The organism is Collinsella sp. SGI.241 (assembly GCF_050312955.1).
Lineage (GTDB): Bacteria > Actinomycetota > Coriobacteriia > Coriobacteriales > Coriobacteriaceae > Collinsella.
The window spans coordinates 35,341-53,737 of sequence record NZ_JBNPKM010000002.1 but is presented as its reverse complement, the minus strand read 5'-3'; the positions used below and the strand labels follow the sequence as shown (position 1 = coordinate 53,737).

At 60.7% G+C, this 18,397-nt stretch carries 15 protein-coding genes; 9 read left to right on the top strand and 6 right to left on the bottom strand.

Going from position 1 to position 18,397, the window contains the following annotated elements; translation table 11 throughout:
* From ACQQ92_RS01210 to ACQQ92_RS01190, 5 genes are all read left to right on the top strand, one after another.
* On the top strand, positions 1–837 hold the full coding sequence (locus ACQQ92_RS01210; protein WP_427718096.1) for a transketolase: 837 nt from the start codon (positions 1–3) through the stop codon (positions 835–837).
* Entirely contained in the window at positions 830–1,768 is a 939-nt protein-coding gene (locus ACQQ92_RS01205) for a transketolase family protein (RefSeq protein WP_427747627.1), read from the top strand. The genes ACQQ92_RS01210 and ACQQ92_RS01205 overlap by 8 nt, the downstream gene beginning before the upstream one ends.
* 170 nt (positions 1,769–1,938) lie before the next feature.
* A complete protein-coding gene (locus tag ACQQ92_RS01200; RefSeq protein ID WP_427747628.1) occupies positions 1,939–3,429 on the top strand; it encodes an FGGY family carbohydrate kinase in 1,491 nt (496 codons plus the stop codon).
* Between the two features lie 150 nt (positions 3,430–3,579).
* The gene (locus ACQQ92_RS01195; protein ID WP_118652431.1) at positions 3,580–4,068 is read left to right on the top strand and encodes an S-ribosylhomocysteine lyase; all 489 of its coding nucleotides are present in this window, start codon (positions 3,580–3,582) and stop codon (positions 4,066–4,068) included.
* A 144-nt stretch (positions 4,069–4,212) separates the two neighbouring features.
* Entirely contained in the window at positions 4,213–4,857 is a 645-nt protein-coding gene (locus tag ACQQ92_RS01190; RefSeq protein ID WP_427747629.1) for a DUF4867 family protein, read from the top strand.
* Positions 4,858–5,052: 195 nt separating this feature from the next.
* Here the strand turns inward: ACQQ92_RS01190 and ACQQ92_RS01185 are convergent, their stop codons facing one another.
* Positions 5,053–6,159 (bottom strand): ATP-binding protein, encoded by a 1,107-nt coding sequence (locus tag ACQQ92_RS01185; RefSeq protein WP_427795250.1) that lies wholly within the window; start codon positions 6,157–6,159, stop codon positions 5,053–5,055.
* 406 nt (positions 6,160–6,565) lie between these two features.
* On the opposite strand from ACQQ92_RS01185, the gene ACQQ92_RS01180 reads away from it, so the two are divergent.
* From ACQQ92_RS01180 to ACQQ92_RS01165, 4 genes are all read left to right on the top strand, one after another.
* A complete protein-coding gene (locus ACQQ92_RS01180) occupies positions 6,566–7,996 on the top strand; it encodes a 6-phospho-beta-glucosidase (RefSeq protein ID WP_427727282.1) in 1,431 nt (476 codons plus the stop codon).
* A 226-nt stretch (positions 7,997–8,222) separates the two neighbouring features.
* The gene (locus ACQQ92_RS01175; RefSeq protein ID WP_427795577.1) at positions 8,223–9,137 is read left to right on the top strand and encodes a histidine kinase N-terminal 7TM domain-containing protein; all 915 of its coding nucleotides are present in this window, start codon (positions 8,223–8,225) and stop codon (positions 9,135–9,137) included.
* Positions 9,138–10,017: 880 nt separating this feature from the next.
* Complete coding sequence (locus ACQQ92_RS01170) at positions 10,018–11,517, top strand: sensor histidine kinase (RefSeq protein WP_427795576.1); 1,500 nt, start codon at positions 10,018–10,020, stop codon at positions 11,515–11,517.
* Positions 11,514–12,137, top strand: a complete 624-nt coding sequence (locus ACQQ92_RS01165; RefSeq protein WP_427795575.1) for a response regulator transcription factor — start codon at positions 11,514–11,516, stop codon at positions 12,135–12,137. The genes ACQQ92_RS01170 and ACQQ92_RS01165 overlap by 4 nt, the downstream gene beginning before the upstream one ends.
* A 192-nt stretch (positions 12,138–12,329) precedes the next feature.
* Here ACQQ92_RS01165 and ACQQ92_RS01160 read toward each other — a convergent pair whose 3' ends face one another.
* The 5 genes from ACQQ92_RS01160 to ACQQ92_RS01140 all read right to left on the bottom strand — a co-directional run bounded on the left by ACQQ92_RS01160 (position 12,330) and on the right by ACQQ92_RS01140 (position 18,369).
* Entirely contained in the window at positions 12,330–13,172 is an 843-nt protein-coding gene (locus ACQQ92_RS01160; protein ID WP_427795574.1) for a hypothetical protein, read from the bottom strand.
* 81 nt (positions 13,173–13,253) lie between these two features.
* Positions 13,254–14,495: an SPFH domain-containing protein gene (locus ACQQ92_RS01155; RefSeq protein ID WP_427795573.1), complete on the bottom strand. Its 1,242-nt coding sequence runs from the start codon at positions 14,493–14,495 to the stop codon at positions 13,254–13,256.
* 48 nt (positions 14,496–14,543) lie between these two features.
* Positions 14,544–15,866 carry a hypothetical protein gene (locus tag ACQQ92_RS01150; protein ID WP_427793660.1) on the bottom strand — a complete coding sequence of 441 codons (1,323 nt, stop codon included), beginning with the start codon at positions 15,864–15,866 and terminating at the stop codon, positions 14,544–14,546.
* A gap of 24 nt (positions 15,867–15,890) precedes the next feature.
* Complete coding sequence (locus tag ACQQ92_RS01145) at positions 15,891–16,628, bottom strand: DUF4428 domain-containing protein (protein ID WP_427795572.1); 738 nt, start codon at positions 16,626–16,628, stop codon at positions 15,891–15,893.
* A 229-nt stretch (positions 16,629–16,857) separates the two neighbouring features.
* The gene (locus ACQQ92_RS01140; RefSeq protein ID WP_427795571.1) at positions 16,858–18,369 is read right to left on the bottom strand and encodes a nucleoside hydrolase-like domain-containing protein; all 1,512 of its coding nucleotides are present in this window, start codon (positions 18,367–18,369) and stop codon (positions 16,858–16,860) included.
* Positions 18,370–18,397: the final 28 nt, after the last annotated feature.

Genomic DNA, 18,397 nt, shown 5'->3' with positions numbered 1-18,397 from the left:
ATGGCAACTATCGAAGAGCTTGAGTCCCTGCGTTGGGACCTTCGCCGCGATTGCGTCGATATCATCATGGCTGGCGCTGGCGGCCACATCGGCGGTGACATGTCGGTGATCGACGCCCTCATGACCCTCTACGCCAACCACCTCAACATTTCGCCCGAGACCGTCGACGATCCCAACCGCGACCGCTTCGTGCTCTCCAAGGGCCACGCCATGGAAGCCTACTACGCGGTGCTCTGCCACGAGGGCTATCTTGACCTCGATGACGTCAAGGCCCGCTTCTCCAAGTTCGGCAGCCCCTACATCGGCCACCCCAACAACAAGCTCAAGGGCATCGAGATGAACTCGGGCTCGCTGGGTCACGGCCTGCCCGTGGCCGTGGGCATGGCGCTCGCCGGCAAGATGGACGGCCGCGACTACCGCGTCTACACCATCATGGGCGACGGGGAACTTGCCGAGGGATCGGTCTGGGAGGGCGCCATGAGCGGCGGCAACTACCAGCTCGATAACCTGTGCGCACTCGTGGACCGCAACCGCCTGCAGATCAGCGGCAGTACCGAGGATGTTATGAAGCAGGACTCGCAGGAGGAGCGCTGGGCCGCCTTCGGTTGGAACGTGCTCTCCATTCCGGGCAACGACGTCCGGGCCATCGACGCCGCGCTGACGCTTGCGGCCGAGACCTGCGGCAAGCCCACGGTCATCATCCTCAATACGGTGAAGGGCTATGGCTCGCCCGTCATGGAGGACAAGGCCGCCTGGCACCATCACCTGCCCAACGATGAGGAATATGCCCAGATCATCGCCGATTTCGCTGCCCATAAGGAGGCCGTCAATGGCTAACAAGATCGCCAATCGCAAGGTTATCTGCGACACGCTGCTCGAGGCCGCGAAGACCGATAAGGACATCGTCGTCCTATGCTCCGACTCCCGCGGCTCCGCATCGCTCATGCCGTTCTTTGATCAGTATCCCCAACAGTCCGTCGAGGTCGGCATTGCCGAGCAGGACCTGGTGAGCATCGCCGCCGGCATGGCTTCGTGCGGCAAGAAGGCCTGGGCCGCCTCGCCGGCGTCCTTTGTGACCACGCGCTCGTATGAGCAGTGCAAGGTCGACGTCTCGTACTCCAACACCAACGTCAAGCTCATCGGCATCTCGGGCGGCGTGTCCTATGGCGCCTTGGGCATGAGCCATCACTCCGCGCAGGATATCGCCGCCATGAGTGCGATTCCCAACATGCGCGTGTATCTGCCGAGCGACCGCTTCCAGACCGCCGAGCTCGTGCGGGCCCTGGTCGCCGACAACAAGCCGGCCTACATTCGCGTGGGCCGCAACCCGGTCGAGGACGTGTACACCGAGGACGAGTGCCCGTTCCAGATGGATCGCGCCACCTGGGTGCGTCGCGGCACCGATGTGACGCTCGTCGCCACCGGCGAGATGGTCCGCCATGCCGTGGACGCTGCCGACCTGCTGGCCGAGCAGGGCATCTCGGCAACGGTGCTCGACATGTATTGCGTCAAGCCGCTTGACGCCGAGGCCGTGATTGAGGCTGCCGGTGCCACGCGCGCCGTCGTGACGGTCGAGGAGCACAGCCCCTTCGGCGGCCTGGGTTCTATGGTCGCGCAGGTGGTGGGCGAGCATTGCCCGCGTCCGGTCAAGTGCCTCTCCCTGCCCGACGCACCGGTCATCACCGGCACGAGCCCCGAGGTCTTCACACACTACGGCCTGACGGGTGCCGGAATCGCGCAGACCGTCGCCGAGTTCCTCGGCAACTAGTAGATACAGACGCTGCGCGGCCGCCAAGCACCGCACCTTGCCGTTCAAACCGTCGCTTGCGTACGCAAAGTACGCGGCGCTCTTCTTTCACGGCAATCTGCGGCACTTGACGGCCGCTCGCTCCTTGTCCGCCAGTCGTCTTTGATTTGGCGGAAGGAATGGGAGAGTACATGAGCAAATACATCATCGGAATCGATCAATCCACGCAGGGCACGAAGGCGCTGCTGGTGGACGAGGGCGGCCATCTGATTCATCGTGCCGACCGCTCGCATCGCCAGATTGTCAATGATGCCGGCTGGGTGAGCCATGATCCGGTCGAGATCGCCGCCAACGTGTTGGCCGTGGCGCGTGCCGTGGTGGAGGAGACCGGGGTCAATCCGGCCGACATTGCTGGTATTGGCATCTCCAACCAGCGCGAGACCACCGTTGCCTGGAACCGCACGACGGGCGAGCCGCTGTGCGACGCCGTGGTGTGGCAGTGTGCCCGCGCCCGCGAGCTGTGTGACGAGCTTGCGGCGCGCGAAGGCGTGGCAGAGCTGGTGCGTGACACAACGGGCCTGGTGCTCTCGCCCTACTATCCGGCGGGCAAGATGGCTTGGATTCTCGCGAACGTTCCGGCGGCTGCCGAGGCCGCGGCGTCGGGTGAGCTGTGTCTGGGCACCATCGATGCCTGGGTGGTCTGGACGCTCACGGGCGGCGCGGAGTTTCGCTGTGACTGGTCCAATGCCAGCCGCACGCAGCTCTTCGACCTGCGCCGTGGCTGCTGGAGCGAGCCGGTGTGCGAGGCCTTTGGCATCGATCCGGCCTGCCTGCCGCAGGTGACCGATTCCGACGGTCTGTTTGGCACAACGGACCTGGATGGCTTTTTGCCCGCACCCGTGCCGGTACACGGCGTGCTGGGCGACAGCCATGCGGCCCTGTTTGCGCAGGGTTGCCACAGCCGCGGCATGGCCAAAGCGACCTATGGCACCGGTAGCTCGGTCATGATGAACGTCGGCAACGAGTTTGTCGCCAGCTCGCACGGGCTTTCGAGCTCGCTTGCGTGGCGTATGGATGGCGTGACCGAGTATGTACTCGAGGGCAACGTGAGCTACGCCGGCGCCGTCAAGACCTGGCTGCGCGACGATCTGGAACTCATCAACAACCCCGAGGAGGTCACCGACCTGTGCTACGCCGCCAATCCGGCGAGCCGCGTCTACTTTGTGCCGGCGTTTACCGGTTTGGGCGCGCCGCACTGGGCGAGTGACGCCGAGGGCTGCGTCTTTGGCATGACGCGCACCACGGGTCGCGCGGAGTTCGTGAAGGCCGCCGACGAGTCGATCGCCTATCAGATCTTTGACGTGATCGATGCGATGGTTGAGGATTCGGGTGCAACGTTGGCCGAGCTTCGTGTTGACGGCGGTCCCACGCGCGACGCGTACCTGATGCAGTTTGAGAGCGACTTGGTTGGCTCGCCCATCCGCATCGCGAGCAACGACGAGATGAGCGGCCTGGGTGCGGCCTGGGCCTGCGGCATCGCGCTGGGCATGTACACGCGCGATGTCGTCGATGTCTACGGCGCCCGCGGCATCGTGGAGCCGTCGATGCCCACTGACGAACGCGCCAAAAAGATCGCCGGCTGGCGCCACGCTGTCAAATCAACAATTGCATACACTGCCTAGCATGATTTTTTGGGACGGGATTAAAAACTCATTGATCCCCGTCTCGGGCAGCTCATTTGGGACGGGGCTTTTTTGACTGGTATGATTGGTGCGACCATTCGAACCAGCTAAAAGAGCCCTGTCCCAAATTGACTACCGAGAGGATCTGCCATGGAGCGCATCGCGAGTTTTTCCGTTGACCATCTGCTGCTTGAGCCCGGCGTGTATGTGAGCCGCGTCGACCGCGATCCGGCGACCGGTGCCGCCGTCACCACCTTTGACCTGCGCTTGACCACGCCCAACAAAGAACCGGTTATGAACACGGCCGAGTGCCACACCATCGAGCATCTGGGCGCGACGTTCCTTCGCAACCATGCCGAGTGGTCGAGCCGTATTGTCTACTTTGGCCCTATGGGCTGCCGCACGGGCTTTTACCTGGTTGTGTTTGGCGAGGTGACGAGTGAGGAGATCTTGCCGCTCGTGCGCGAGTTGTTCGAGTTTGTTGCTGGCTTCGAGGGCGATGTCCCCGGTGCCGCTCCCGAAGAGTGCGGTAACTACCTGGACCAGAATCTCCCTATGGCAAATTGGCTCGCGCGTCGCTATCTCGACCGCGATCTGATCGATATCGATGAGGCACACCTGCACTATCAGCAGGCGTAAAGGTTTCGTCGCTCAAAATGAGTTCACTGGGCGCCTTCGCTTATGCGGGGGTGCCTTTTTGTTGAGCGGACATGGCGGACGTTTAAAACCGCGCGTGATTGTTCTAGAATGTTCGTAATATCACACAAACGAACAGGAGCGAACATGCATATCTACTCTGTTACCGACCCCGAATTCAAACCCTATGGCCGCGTGTGGGATGACGTCCCGTCCAGCCTGACCGCCCCGCTCGTCGAGGCGCTCTCCGCAACGCCCATCCCCGAGGGCAGCAAGTACGTGGCCTCCGCGCCTGAGCTGGAGCAGGTCGAGGGCGCCGATGCGCTCGGCCTGCTCATGTATGGCGGCCGTCCGTTCCAGCTGGGCTGGTGCAACGGCCACAACACGAAGCTCAACTGCTTGGAGTATCACCGCGCGAGCGAGTTCAACCTGGGTGCTCGCGACTTTATTCTGCTGCTCGCCAAGCGTGAGCAGATTGTCGACGGCAAGCTCGACACCGCGCAGGTCAAGGCGTTCCGCGCGCCCGCCGGCACGCTCGTCGAGGTCTACGCCACCACGTTGCACTACACGCCGTGCATGGTCGACGACGGTGGCTTCCAGGTGATGGTTGCGCTGCCCGCCGGCACCAACGGTCCGCGTCCCGAGGCTGCAGCCGATATGCCTGCTGCCGGCGACAGCTACTGCTACTGGAAGGCCGACAAGTGGGTTCTCTGCCATGCTGACAGCCCCAAGGCAGCCGAAGGCGGCTACGTAGGTCTCATCGGCAAAAACCTCGACATCGCCTGTGACTAGGGTCTTCCGTCTCAATCTGTAACAGTTGGCGCGCTAAATCGTCTCTATCTGTTACAGATCAAGACGAACCACGGGGGCCGCCCGAACAATCTCAATCTGTAACGCCAAGCCCGGTTTTGACGGCCTAACTGTTACAGATCGAGACAAGCGGGCCCAACCCACCACAAAGGTGCCTGTCCCCTTTGCGGTGGTTGCCTAGAGCTGGCTGCGCAGGTAATCGGCCATATAGGGGACGGCGAAGCGCACGTAGCCGCGGCGCGCCTGCTCGATAACGCCGGCGTCGATGAGGCGCCGGCGATACTTTTGCGCATAGTCGGGTGTGACTGACATGCGCTTCGCAACATCAGAAATGCGCGACACGCCGTCTTTGTCATCAGTCATTGCGTCGAGAAACGCGACGTCTTGGTCCGATAGCGCGGCGAGCGTCGTTTCACAAACATCGTTTTCGAAATCGGCCTTTGACGCTTCGATAGCTCCGTCGACTTGCTCTGGCGTTACGTATTCTCCTGCCTGGCAGCGATTGGCGATGTTGTAGCCGATGAGCTGCAGCATATAGGGCGATCCTTGGGTTGCACGAGCGGCACGGAGGCGAAGATCGCCTGGAATATCAAGGTCGAGCTCTTCGAAAGCCCGCTGATAATAGGCATCGACATCTCCGACTGAAAGCGGTTCGAGCGTGACTTTGCGTGCGCGGTTGAGAAATGTCAGTACGCGGTCGTTGAGTGTCGCGGAGACTGCTCCCGGGAGGCCCGCCATGACGAGCGCGACGTTGAGTCCCTCGCCGACCAGCTCTTGATAGGCGGTGACGAGCTGTCTGATCTCGGGTGAATTTGCCTGGAGCTCGTCGATGAGGATGAGGATGCCGTGTCCCTGCTCGGTTAACTTGCGTGCCAACTGCGTGAGTTTGAACTGGAAACTCTTAGTTTCCTGTACGTCGCGCGTAAACTCGAGGCCGGCTGAGAAACCGAAGACGCTCAAACTGCCACCTGTAAGTTTGGGGAGACGATGCTTGTTGGCGTAAGGCTCGCCCGCTTCCTGGATTTTCTCAACAATGCGCTCGAGCATATCCTCGGAGGCTACGGTGGGCGTGGCGACAACAAAGCCGAGCTTGCGGGCGCGATCGGCAAGTTCCCACAACAGAACCGTTTTGCCGCTGCCTCGCTGGCCGAGCATGAGTATGGCTCGGTCTCGATTGCCCGGCTCCTGCTCAAGGCCGGAGATGAATGTCGAAATCACGCTCCCGCGTCCCACCAGATAGGACGGGCGATTTCCAAATGAGGGGGAGAAGATGGTTTCAGTCATAAGTCTCCTTTCCTTTTTTTCCTATTTTTTCCTTTCTTTCCTATTCAGTCAAATGGTCTGCCACCCGAGGGCGCCTTCGCTGTTGTGGAGGCGCCCTTTTTTGCAAGTGAGTAGACTTTTTGGCTTAGTCTGACCACGCCGGAACATGCCAGGTAAGCTACCTGCGGTTTTGATGGCGTCAAAGGCGGGTCTGGTTGAGTTTTGCCAAAAAGTCTACTCACTTGACGTTCGCGGCGTGTGGGCGGGTGCTTTTTCGTGCACGCGAGGTATCAAAAAGTGTCAGGAGCGCACCGTCTGCCGATATGCGGGAGCGAAAAGAAGTGTCGACCTGCGCCGTTGCCGTTGAGCGACGTGCCGTTTATAGAGATACTGAGCCTATGACAACAGCGTGCGAAAGGATTGATACATGGCTTTCCGTAATGACTTCCTGTGGGGCGGCGCAACGGCTGCCAACCAGTGCGAGGGTGCCTACGACGTGGACGGCCGCGGCCTGGCCAACGTGGACGTGGCTCCGCACGGCCCCGAGCGCTATGCGGTGGTCTCCGGCCAGCGTAAAATGCTCGACTTCGAGGACGGCTATTACTATCCCGCGCAGACCGGCATCGATTTCTATCACCACTACAAAGAGGACATCGCTCTCTTTGCCGAGATGGGCTTTAAGACCTTCCGTATGAGCCTGGCTTGGACCCGCATCTTCCCCAACGGCGACGAGACCGAGCCCAACGAGGCTGGCCTGGCCTTCTACGAGGACGTATTCCGCGAGTGTCAGGCGCACGGCATCGAGCCGCTCGTGACCATCACGCACTTCGATTGCCCGATTCACCTCATCAAGGAGTACGGCGGCTGGCGCAACCGCAAGCTCATCGACTTCTACAAGAACCTCGCGACCACGATCTTTACCCGCTACAAGGGGCTGGTGAAGTACTGGCTCACCTTCAACGAGATCAATATGATCTTGCACCTGCCGTTTATGGGTGCCGGTCTGGTCTTTGAGGAGGGCGAGAACAAGAAGGCCGTCGAGTACCTGGCCGCTCACAACGAGCTCGTCGCCAGCGCTTGGGCAACCAAGATCGCCCACGAGATCGACCCCGAGATCAAGATCGGCTGCATGCTCGCCGCGGGTAGCTACTACCCCTACAGCTGCCGTCCGGGCGACGTGCGCCAGGCGCAGCTCGATAACCAGGACAACTACTTCTTCGTCGACGTCCAGAGCCGCGGCTACTACCCGGCATATGCCGTCAAGAAGCTCGAGCGTCTAGGCATCGATGTGGGCATGACGGACGAGGACCGCGAGATCCTGGCCGCTAACACCGTCGACTTTATCAGCTTTAGCTATTACAGCACCCGCTGCTCTGCCGGTGCCGATAACCCCGATGTCGAGCGCACCCAGGGTAACGCCTTCGCCGGCGCCAAGAACCCCTACTTGCAGGAGAGCCAGTGGGGCTGGGCCATCGATCCGCTGGGCTTCCGCATCACCCTCAACGACCTGTACGACCGTTATCAGAAGCCGCTGTTTGTGGTCGAGAACGGTCTGGGCGCCAAGGATGTTGTCGAGGAGGATGGCTCCATCAACGACGACTACCGTATCGACTACCTGCGCCAGCATATCGCCGCGATGCGCGATGCGGTGACCGAGGACGGCGTTGACCTGCTGGGCTACACCACCTGGGGCCCGATCGACCTGGTGTCTGCCGGCACGGGTGAGATGTCCAAGCGCTACGGCTTTATCTATGTGGACCGCGACGACGCCGGCAACGGTACCCTCAAGCGTTCCAAAAAGAAGAGCTTCGACTGGTACAAGAAGGTTATTGCTTCTAATGGTGAGGACCTGTCCTAAGGAAGCTGAGACACTCAACTTCATAGCCTTCTAACCAAGGCGCCCGGCGAGTAGTTATTGCTCGCCGGGCGTCTTGCCGTCTGCGGATTTTGGGACATGCGGCCCGCTTTTTGGACCCGCCTGTCGGTACACTAAAGGGACTATGAGTACCCGCGAGCGACATATCGGCCACGCGGCCGCCCGGACCGCTCCGGTTGCGGATCCCAGGGGCGGCAGGCTCTTCGCTATGCCGCGATTCCTTGTTGGCATAACGCATCAGGTGTACCGTCACCGCGTCTTTGCTATCGCCGGCGCCATCACCGCGCTGTTCCTCATGCTTTTGGCAATCTTGCCGGTGCTGTTCGCCTTCGACCCCAAACTTTCTAACGCCGTGCCCGCCTATAGCGAGGTGTCCGAAGAGGTCGTGGATGGGCTCACCCATTCGAGCCCTCTCCCGCTGCTTGTCGCCGCAATTGTATTTTCGATTTGGGGCGTGTTGGTCTATCTGCGTTGTTTGGACTATGTGTTGCGCCGCCGCCTTGTTGCCATCGCCACCATCTGTGCCCTGTGGATGATCGAGGTCATTCTCAAGTACAAGTCGTACACGCCGTTCTATGCCACCTTGCTGTGGTACCTGTACTACGTGCCCATGACGCTCATTCCGCTGCTCTACCAGCTCTGCGGCCTGCGCCTTGCGGGCCTGGAGCAACGCCGCCTGGGTCGCCGCTACCGTGCTGCGCTGTGGATTGTGGCCATCCTGCTTATCGGATTTGTGCTCACCAACGATTTTCACCAGCAGGTCTTCCGCTTTGACCGTACAAGCGACACCTGGAGCAACGATTACACGTACGGCCGGGGTTATTTCGCCTTCCTCGTGTGGACGGCCTTTAACTTCGTGGCTTTTTTATCCTGGTTGGTCGGTCCTCGTCCTTTCGCATCCAACGTTTCTCGGGCACGGCGGCGCTCGTGCTGCTGGGCGGCGCATTCTTTGGCATCTCATATGCTCTGCGCGTGCCCTGGGCATGGAGGCTCAACTTTTCGCTCGTCTATTGCATCCTGTGCGTGGTGGCGATGGAAATCTGTCTCGATTGCGGTGTCATTCCGTCGTACCACGATATCGCCGGCATCTTCGACACCTTGCCGCTTGACCTCAAAGTTCTAACGCGCGACCTGCAGGAGGTCTATGCCACGCCGGTGTCAAAGCCAATGCCGGTAGGCGTGCGCGAGGAGTTGCGGAACCAGGAGCACGGCCGCGCCCATGCCTTTACCGTGGCGTCCGATCCCGATGTGATGTATCGTGCTTTTCCGCTGCTGGGGGGATCGGCCCTGCTTGCCCAAGACGTTTCGGAGCTCAACGAGCTCAATCGCGAACTGGCACATCGTCGCATGGAGCTGCAACGCCAAAACGAGCTGCTTGCCGCCGACTACGACCTTAAGACACATTTGGCAGATCAAGAGGCCGAGACCTTGCTAGTCCAAGACGTGGACCAGGCGCTTGCCCGCGCGCTCGAAGAGATGTACGACTTGTTGAGCTCGCTGCCGCCGTTGACTGACGAGGAATCTTCGCGCGAGCGTTACCGCATGCTGCAGCGCGCCAAGATGCTCGTTGCCTATTGCAAACGGAAGGGGTCGCTCACGTTGGCACAGCACGGGGAGAGCGGTTTTGACCGCGACCGCATTCAGCTCATTGCCAACGAGCTCGCAAGCGACCTGCGCACGATCGATGTCGATTGCGCCTCGATTATTGCCATACGGCGCCCGATGCACGCCAGTACGGTAAGTGCGCTGTACGACTGCGTGTATGACTTTGCGTTTTTTGCCTACGCCACCGATCATCCGGCACTTATGTATCACTTGGGCGACCATGACCGATGCAGCGTCGAGCTGCGCGCCACACTTTTTTCCAACGATGATGAAGATCTTTCGCAGACGCCCGCTGCGCAAGAGCTCGAAAGCGCTTTGCAAGGGCGCAACGTGGCATACCGCCTTGAGGGCGAGTCCGGTCAGCTGCGCATGATCGTCTTGATGCCGAGGGCGGGTGAGTGACGATGCAGATTTCGCTCATACTTCCCCAAATCGTTGCGCTCGATGTTGTCTTTGCCCTGGCTGCGTGTCTGCAGACGATCCACGTCCCGCTCATCGCATCGCGCCGCTCGTCCTATAACCGTAAGGTGATTTGCGCCTACGAGGCGAGTCTTGTGCTTCACCTGATGATTTCGGCGCTCATCTTGTTCACGTCGTCTGGCTCGTATCTGGTGGCGCCGCTTGACGTTTGCGCCAGGGCAATGGGCGGAGCGTTGTGGCTCAATGCCGCAATCTTTGCCTATGGCGTGGTACTTATGGTGCACTATCGTCGTCCCGTCATGCTGGTCGAGCTGTTGCTTGTTGTCGCCGTTACACCACCGGTGGTTTTTGCCATGGGCTCGGCGTGGACCGTTGTCCTTATCGCAGAGGGAGCGTTCTTCCTGTTCCGTTCCATCGCGGCGCTCTTGATGGACGTCCGTAACCGCCAAGAGGATATCACCATGTTCTCGACGATCGAGACCATCAACGTGATTCCCGTGGGCATCCTGTATCTAGACCCGAGGGGCCGTCCGCTGCTCATGAACCGCTGCATGCGCAAAAACCTCGTAGAGCTCCATATGCCCACCGACCTGGGCGACATGAGCAGGACATGGAACGACCTGCGTAAACTGAGCATGCAAATGCCCGAAAGCAGCGCTAATCGCGCCCATATCGACCTTGATCGCTTTGGTAGGGATCGCGCCGTGGTCGAGATCTCTCCTTCCGAGATTCGTCTGTTCGTGCGTGACTCCGTTACGGTCTCGAGCCGTCCGTTCGAGCGCGTCGTCGGCCTGGACGTGACGGAATACGCACACGCCTACGACCGTCTGGCGCAAGCCAACCACCTGCTTGAGCGTGCTGGGCAAGAGCTCCAGGCCCAGATCGAAGAAGCCAAAAAGGTTGCCGACAATGCGGCCTACCTACGTATGCGTGCCCGCGTTCACGATGTGATCGGCCAGCGCCTGTCCATTCTTCATCGCTATTTGGAGGAGGGACGTCTGGATGATGAGTCGCTCGAGCAGATTGACCCGTTGCTGCGCTCAATCGCCGCCGATTTGCGCAGTGGCGGTGCCAGCGAGCCTGCAGAGCAGCTGAGCGATATCGTCCACGCCTTTGGCTTGGTGAGTGTGCAGATCGATGTTGAGGGTGCGCTGCCTGAGGACGCGCGTGTCGCCGCCGCATTTTTGCAGATTATCCGCGAGGCCTCGACCAATGCCACCAGGCATGCGCAGGCGCATCGGGTCCACGTGCGCCTGTGGCAGGAGGGGACGAATGCTGGCGCCGTCGCGCGCATGACGATTTCTAACGACGGGTCCCCGGCCTCCGTATCGTATCGCGAGGGAACGGGTATCCCAGGTATGAGGCATGTCGCGCAAGATTTGGGCGGCGGCCTGGAAGTCCACGCCGCCCAGCCCTTTACGCTTGCGGTGTCCATCCCGCTGAGCCCCAACGCCACGGTCCAAAGGAGAAGTTCATGATCCGCGTGTTAATTGTCGAAGATCAGGCCATTCTGCGCGAAAGCCTGGCGCGCTCCGTTGGCGACCAGCCCGATATGACCGTCGTCGCCGCGATCGCCGATGCCTCCGAGGCCTTGGGTGTCGCGCTCAAGGAGCACCCGGACATGATACTGATGGACGTGTGCACCGAACACGATTCAAACGGCATCGTGGCGGCGGCGCGCATCAAGGAGCAGCTGCCCGAGTGCCGCGTCATCATCATGACCGGCATGCCCGAGATCACCTTTGTCGATCAGGCTCGCGAGGCGGGCGTCGATAGCTTTGTGTACAAGAACGTTGGTATCGACGAGCTGTTCGCCGTGATGCGCTCCACGCTGGCGGGCTATTGCACGTTTCCCAAGCCGCCCGAGAGCATTTTTTCGGGCACGGCGGCACTCGACGATGTCGAGCTGTCGATTTTGCGCCTTGCCTGCGAGGGCAAAAGCCGCCGCGAGATCGCGGCCGAGCTGTTTATGAGTGAGGGTACCATCAAGCGTCGCATCTCGGAGATTCTGAGCAAGACCGGCTACGACAACATCATGCGTCTTGCCGTGCGCGCGGTAACGGAGGGCAGCATCGTTCCCAACATGGAGCGCCCGTAATCGATGCGCTCGCCGTGTTCCGGCGCCGTAAAGATAGGCCGCCCGCCGTTTTGCATCAGAAAACGACGGGCGGCCTGCTTGTGCGGCTGTGCTGTCGGCATAAAAACGACGAGGCCGCAGGATCAACTCCTGCGGCCCCGCCTGGCAAGTGCGCGGATGCGTCCGCCAATCCGTGGCTGATGTTACGTGCCGCTACGCGATGGTTGCGGTGTAGGAGGCGACGTCCTCGTAGGAATCGGTCAGATAGGCGTCGATGCCGATGGTCGTGTTGACCAGGTCGTCAAGGCTGTCAAGCTCGCCGCTCGAGAATGTGAATTCCTCGGTGGCGTTGGTGCCGGGCATCAGGTTAGCCGAGAACCAGGGTTCCTTCATGGTGCCGTTGACGTTGGTCTTGCCGGAGGGAGCGTAGAAGGTCAGGTCCTTGTCGCTCTTGTTGGTGATGTTGACGACAAAGCCGATGTCGCCCCATTCGTCCTTGAACTTCTCGGTGATGGTGATGGTGCACAGATCGTCATCGGCGACGGTGACGGCGGGGGAGATTTCGACGCTCTGGACGTCGTCGTCTTCGACGGCCTCATCGATCTCCTCTTCCTTCTCGGCCGCCTCGCGATCCTTTTTTAGCGTACCGGAAAGATCCTTGTCGGACTTCGTAAAGATAAGCTTGTCGCCTTCCACCTCGAGGACGAGCTTGCCGTCCTTGAGTTTCATGTCCTGCGAATCGCCGTCGGCGGTGATGGTTGCAGTGGTGGCGTCCTTGGCCTCCCATTTCAGGTCGGCGACCTCAAGGAACATGTCGAGGACGCCCGTGCCGTCTTCGTCGAGGATCAGGATACAGTTGAGGCCCCACTCCTTGAGCATATCCATGTACTCATTGGTGAGCTCTTCGCCCTCCAGGGTTCCACCCGAGAGTTCCCAGCTGCCGACGAAGTTGGCCTTGGGGTCCTTGCCGCCGCCGCTGCAGCCCGTCAGGGCAAAGGCGAGCGCCAGGACGCATGTCAGGAATGCGAGTACGGACTTTTTGAACGTTGTCTTCATGGTGTCCTCCTTTATCGAACGAAACCCATAGAAGCAAATGCGGGGGTGGCGGACCTCCCTGCCAATTACCAGGTAGAGGGGCTAGGGCCTGGGCGTTCCACAGTTGCTGCAGAACTTGCCGCCGTTTTCGCTGCCGCAGTTGGGGCAGAACCACTTGGTCGGTGCCGGGGCGGGTGCGGGACTGCCACACTCGGGGCAGAACTTGCCGGTGTTGGTGGCACCGCAACTGCAGGTCCACGTGCCGGCCGCGGGGGCAGCGGCAGGAGCCGGTGCGGGGGCGGGTGCCGGAGCCGGCTGTGGGGCGGCCTGCTGCTGTGCCTGGCCGGCGGCGAACAGCTGGCTGGCGTTCATGCCGCCCATGCCGCCCGCCATACCCATGCCCATAAAGCCGGCCATCGCGCCGTTGGGGTTGGCGGCTGCCGCGCGCATCGCATCGCTCTGGGCGCTGGCGATGTTGGCGGCTGCCATGGTGGGATCGCGCATGACCGCGGCCTTCTGCAGGTCCTTGATCATTTGCTCGTCTTCTTGCGAGGCGGCGATGGAGTTGACGCCAAAGCTCACGATCTCGACGCCGCGCAGGTCGCGCCAGTCGGCGGAGAGAACCTCGTTGAGCGCGCGGGCGAGCTCGGTGGTGTGGCCGGGGATAGCGCTGTAGCGGATGCCCATCTCCGAGATCTTGGCAAAGGCGGGTTGCAGAGCGGTGAGCAGCTCGGACTTAAGCTGGCTGTCGATCTTATCGCGCGTGTAGCTATCGGTCACGTTGCCGCACACGTTGGTGTAGAACAGCAGCGGGTTGGTGATGCGGTACGAATACTCGCCGTTGCAGCGAACGGAGATGTCGACATCCAGGCCAATGTTGTTATCGACCACGCGGAAGGGCACGGGCGAGGCGGTGCCGTACTTGTTGCCGATGATCTCCTTGGTGTTGATGAAGTAGACACGCTGGTCCTTGCCCGCGTCGCCGCCAAAGGTAAAACGGCTGCCGATATTGGCGAACGTCTCCTTGATGGAGTCGCCCAGGTTGCCGCTAAAGACGCTCGGCTCGCTGCCGGTGTCAAAGACAAACTCGCCGGGCTCCAGCGCGACCTCGATGATCTTGCCGTTTTGCACCACGAGCATGCCCTGGCCGTCGTTGACGGCGATGACGGAGCCGTTGGAGATGACGTTGTCCTCGCCGCGCGTGTTGGAGCTGCGGCCGCCGGTGCGCTTGCTGCCCTTGCAGGCCAAGACGTCAGCGGGCATCGATTCGCAATAGATATATTCCTTCCACTGGTCGGCCATGACGCCGCCGGCAGCACCCAATCCAGCTTTCAAGAGTCCCATGGTGATCTTCCTTTCTCGTCAAAGGCCGGGTGGTATTGGTCAGAATGGCTAATCGTCCTTGTTGTCCTTCATGACAACGGTGGTCTCGGTGTGGCTGAAGGTGTCGTGCTTCTCGGTCAAGTCGAGCTCGCCGCAGTAGCAATCGGCGTGGGTGGCCTCGTTGGCCGTCTTGAGCTGGCCTACCAGCAGCACGTCTCCGATGATTACGATGATCAGCGGTGCGACGATGTTGATGAGGATGCCCTCGATATCAAAGGTGAGGTAGTCCGGATTGAAGGCGTTCTCGCCCATAAAGAGAATCTGGGAGAGGACAAACCCGATCACAAAGAACAGCACCGAGGCGATGGCGAGCTTGAGCTTGGAGCAGGGAAGCTCGCCGACCATGCGGCCGGTTTGGCCGTTCATGGCAAACAGGTAGCTCTTGCCGTTCCACGAGGTGGAAAGCATCCACACGGGGAACAGAGCGTAGTTGCTGTCTTCCCAGGTGTAGTCGAGCTGCTTGCTTTCGACCGTGGCATCGTCATATTCGTCGACGACGGTCTCGCGCAGGGCCGAAATCGTACTTTCTTCCATACGACGCTCGGCGCGCGCCTTGCAGGTCTCGCAATCCTCATCGTAGCGGTTGGCGATGTAGCCGGGCATGTACGCGACCGAGAACGGGCGCAGCGCGTCGTAGTCAAACGGCTCGATGGCGTCCATATGGCCGTCGGGCATCTTGGACGATCCGTCGACGGGCACGCGCTCAAACGAGATTTTGCCCTTACGGTAGGCGTCGTAGTGGTCGGTGGTCGTGACGGTGCGGTCGGATTCCTCGGTCACGGTCTCGTTGGTCGCATCAAAGTGCACTTCGCCGTCCACGCGGGCGCCGTAGAGCCAAAACGGCACGTAAACGCCTTGGACCTCGTCGATGTGGTTGCCGGTGACAAAGCTCTTGGGCAGCAGGATTTTGCCCTTGTAGTGCTCTTTGAGTGCTGCCATAACATCATCGCGCCCGAGCTTAAACGGAATTACCAGGTCGGGTGAGAAGTCGCCCGAGAGCTGGCCGGGCGCCACGGCGGAGTTGCCGCAGTATGGGCAGGTGGTAACGGCGACGGTGCCGTCCGAGACCAGCTCGGCGCCGCACGACGAGCAGATGTAGCCGGCGTTTTGGGCCAGATCCTGCACGGCATCGTCGACAGCAGGTTTGCGAGCCGCGGCTGCGGCATCGGCTTTGGCATCTGCCTTGTCCTGGCGCTCGCGATAGAGGGCCTCGACTTCTTCGACTTCAAAACGCGAATCGCAGTAGTCGCAGACAAGCTTTTGTTCGGCACTGGCAAAGTGAAGGGGGCCGCCACACGCGGGGCACTGATAGTTGACACTCTCGAAGGCCATGATCGGTCCTTTCCGTGCCGGAGGCTATGCGCCGATGGCGCCGCCGCAGTATTCGCAGCGTCCACTGGCATCGGGAATGGTGGTTGCACCGCAGAAGGGGCAGGTGACCGCGGTCTTGGGGGCCTTGGCGGCCACGACGCTGTCGCGCGTTTCCTGACGAAGCTGCACCAGTGCATCGCGGACCTCGGTTGCCTGGCGCTTGGCCTCGCGGTACTCGATGGACCCGCGCTGATCGATGGTGGAGTCGTTCACGCGCAGGTTGATCTCGGTAAAGTACGGCGTGTTGACGTGAATGGTCAGGTTAAAGTCGTAATCCAGGTCGTAGCGCGGCGGGTTGTAGCTCTCGCGCTCGCCGTCCTTGGTCTCGCGATAGATCTCGGTGCGATGCTCGTCGATATCCATATCGCAGCCGAGTACCTGTGAGAACTCGATGATGTCGGGATTGGCGTCGCGCCAGCGGCTCTGCGAAGTGATGATCAGCAGGCCCGCGTCCTCATCGAGCATGATGTTGGTGCGCCCGGCAGAGAGCGTGCGCGTGGGGTTGAACGAGGCCAGGCGCTCGGCGTTGGCCGCGCGGTAGGCGAGTTGCTCGCGGATATCGTCCGCGGTGCTGGAGCGCCAACCACTAAAGAAGGGGGAGAGCTTGCCTGCGCACTCTTTGCACAGGTAGCCTTCGTTGATTTTGGTCTTTCCCAAAATCCCCAGTTCGGTACCGCAAATCGCGCACTCTTTCTTCTCGAACATCTTGTCAAAGAAGCCCATGGCTGCCTCCCATCAACAGGTAGCGTGTGTCACTTTTGATGATGGGTGAGCGCGCGATCTTTCACGATACCCAGACGGCTCAAGGAGTCTCCACAACTGGGACACATGGCCCATTTTCGGCCACTCATTGGGGACGTACTTACACTCATTGGGGACGTACTTAAATGAGTGGCAGCTGGGGACAGTCCATGCCGAATGTGGCGGCTGACGAATATGGGCGCCGTCCCTGCTATGCCACGGTCACGGCAACCTGGGCGTAGCGGCTGCAGGGGCGCTCGGCGCGCGTCTGCACGGTAAGGGTGAGCACGAAGCGGTCGCCGGGCTGCGCGTCGGCGGGCACGATAAAAGCGGTGCTCACCGTGCATTCCTGCCACAGCGAAAGATCCTGCGTGCCTGCATAGCTCGACGGGTCCACGGCGACATCCCAATGTGCATCAAAGCCCTTGCCGTCGGGGTCGACGACGGTCGCTGCAAGGGTGACGCGCTCGCCGGCTGTAGCGCTGCGGTCGGCCGTGACCTCGACAACATATGCCGGATGCGAGCAGGCTGCCGGATCATGGGCGCACCATTGCGCGCGGGCGGCAAAGTCTTCCTGATAGGCGCGCAGGTAGGGATTGGGGTTGCCGTCTACGGGCGTGCCGATGGCGGCAAAACCGGCGGGTGCGTCCGTATCGGGATGTCCATCAAGAAACATGCGGCCGAGCAGTGTGTCGAAGCCGCGGTCGTCGATACCGCGCAGGCCAAACGGCAGCAGCGGAATATAGGTCATGCTGTCGCCTTCGGCCATAAAGTCGCCGCGCTCAAACTGCATCGCGGGCATGCCTTCTAGACCCCAATCCAGACGGGCATGCTTGCCAAACTGAAAGCGCTCGGGCTCATTTTCGTAGACCTTGCCGTCGCCATAGAGCATGTAGCGTGCCATGAGGGGGCCGTTGCCCTGCGTGAGATTCTGCTCAGGCCAAGGTGCCTTAAACAGCGGCAGCGTATCGGGTTGAGCCATCTTGGCATCGACATAGCCGCCATACATATAGGGCACACACCAAAAGATGAGCTCGGGAAAGAGCTCGCGTCCATGGTCGAGCCATGAGTTGTCCTGCCCCACGCCATCGGCAACGCCCATCACGCGCACCTTCTGATAGACCCGCTGCTGCACGGCAGGCCATTCGGGCGTGGCGCGATAACGCTCGGCAATACTCATGAGGGCGCGAACGATGGTGTTCATGCCACCCCAGCTGAGCAACCATAACGTACGCGGATCATCATCCAAGATTGCCTGCGCAATTACGCGAGATCCCTCAGTTTCCTCAGTCACATCACCCTCAAAGGCAACATTTCCCACAAAGGTGCGCTCGATCATCTGGGCGGGCGTGGGAAACGGCGGCTCACCGGCAGCGCCCGCATTCGCCTGCAACTGCGGCCAAGCCTGGGCGTATTCATTACTCCAGAGACTCTCAATCCAATGCTCGGGAAACGGACGATACTCACGAAGCTCGCCGGCCAGCGGATCGGGTTCATGAGGCACAACATCCCACTCATAAGAGCGACGCCCTTTGGTCCGCCAATGCGAATTCACCTCGCCCAGCGTATGAACCCCATCCCCAAGAAAGTGATACTGCGAAGCCGTATACACCACAGCCTGAACATCAAGCACATTAAGATACAGAGCCAAATGAACGAGCGAGTTCATATCGTCGACTTCCATATCGGTAGTAACAATCACCCGAGTTAACTCTTGGGACATAGGAGCAGCTCCAATCAAAATCAATTCA

What these genes read in the sequence shown, in the direction of transcription:
- ACQQ92_RS01180 (WP_427727282.1), top strand. Translation starts at nt 6,566, where the DNA reads ATGGCTTTCCGTAATGACTTCCTGTGGGGCGGCGCAACGGCTGCCAAC.
- ACQQ92_RS01210 (WP_427718096.1), top strand. Translation starts at nt 1, where the DNA reads ATGGCAACTATCGAAGAGCTTGAGTCCCTGCGTTGGGACCTTCGCCGC.
- ACQQ92_RS01160 (WP_427795574.1), bottom strand. Translation starts at nt 13,172, where the DNA reads ATGAAGACAACGTTCAAAAAGTCCGTACTCGCATTCCTGACATGCGTC.
- ACQQ92_RS01155 (WP_427795573.1), bottom strand. Translation starts at nt 14,495, where the DNA reads ATGGGACTCTTGAAAGCTGGATTGGGTGCTGCCGGCGGCGTCATGGCC.
- ACQQ92_RS01195 (WP_118652431.1), top strand. Translation starts at nt 3,580, where the DNA reads ATGGAGCGCATCGCGAGTTTTTCCGTTGACCATCTGCTGCTTGAGCCC.
- ACQQ92_RS01190 (WP_427747629.1), top strand. Translation starts at nt 4,213, where the DNA reads ATGCATATCTACTCTGTTACCGACCCCGAATTCAAACCCTATGGCCGC.
- ACQQ92_RS01140 (WP_427795571.1), bottom strand. Translation starts at nt 18,369, where the DNA reads ATGTCCCAAGAGTTAACTCGGGTGATTGTTACTACCGATATGGAAGTC.
- ACQQ92_RS01200 (WP_427747628.1), top strand. Translation starts at nt 1,939, where the DNA reads ATGAGCAAATACATCATCGGAATCGATCAATCCACGCAGGGCACGAAG.
- ACQQ92_RS01205 (WP_427747627.1), top strand. Translation starts at nt 830, where the DNA reads ATGGCTAACAAGATCGCCAATCGCAAGGTTATCTGCGACACGCTGCTC.
- ACQQ92_RS01165 (WP_427795575.1), top strand. Translation starts at nt 11,514, where the DNA reads ATGATCCGCGTGTTAATTGTCGAAGATCAGGCCATTCTGCGCGAAAGC.
- ACQQ92_RS01175 (WP_427795577.1), top strand. Translation starts at nt 8,223, where the DNA reads ATGCCGCGATTCCTTGTTGGCATAACGCATCAGGTGTACCGTCACCGC.
- ACQQ92_RS01150 (WP_427793660.1), bottom strand. Translation starts at nt 15,866, where the DNA reads ATGGCCTTCGAGAGTGTCAACTATCAGTGCCCCGCGTGTGGCGGCCCC.
- ACQQ92_RS01145 (WP_427795572.1), bottom strand. Translation starts at nt 16,628, where the DNA reads ATGGGCTTCTTTGACAAGATGTTCGAGAAGAAAGAGTGCGCGATTTGC.
- ACQQ92_RS01185 (WP_427795250.1), bottom strand. Translation starts at nt 6,159, where the DNA reads ATGACTGAAACCATCTTCTCCCCCTCATTTGGAAATCGCCCGTCCTAT.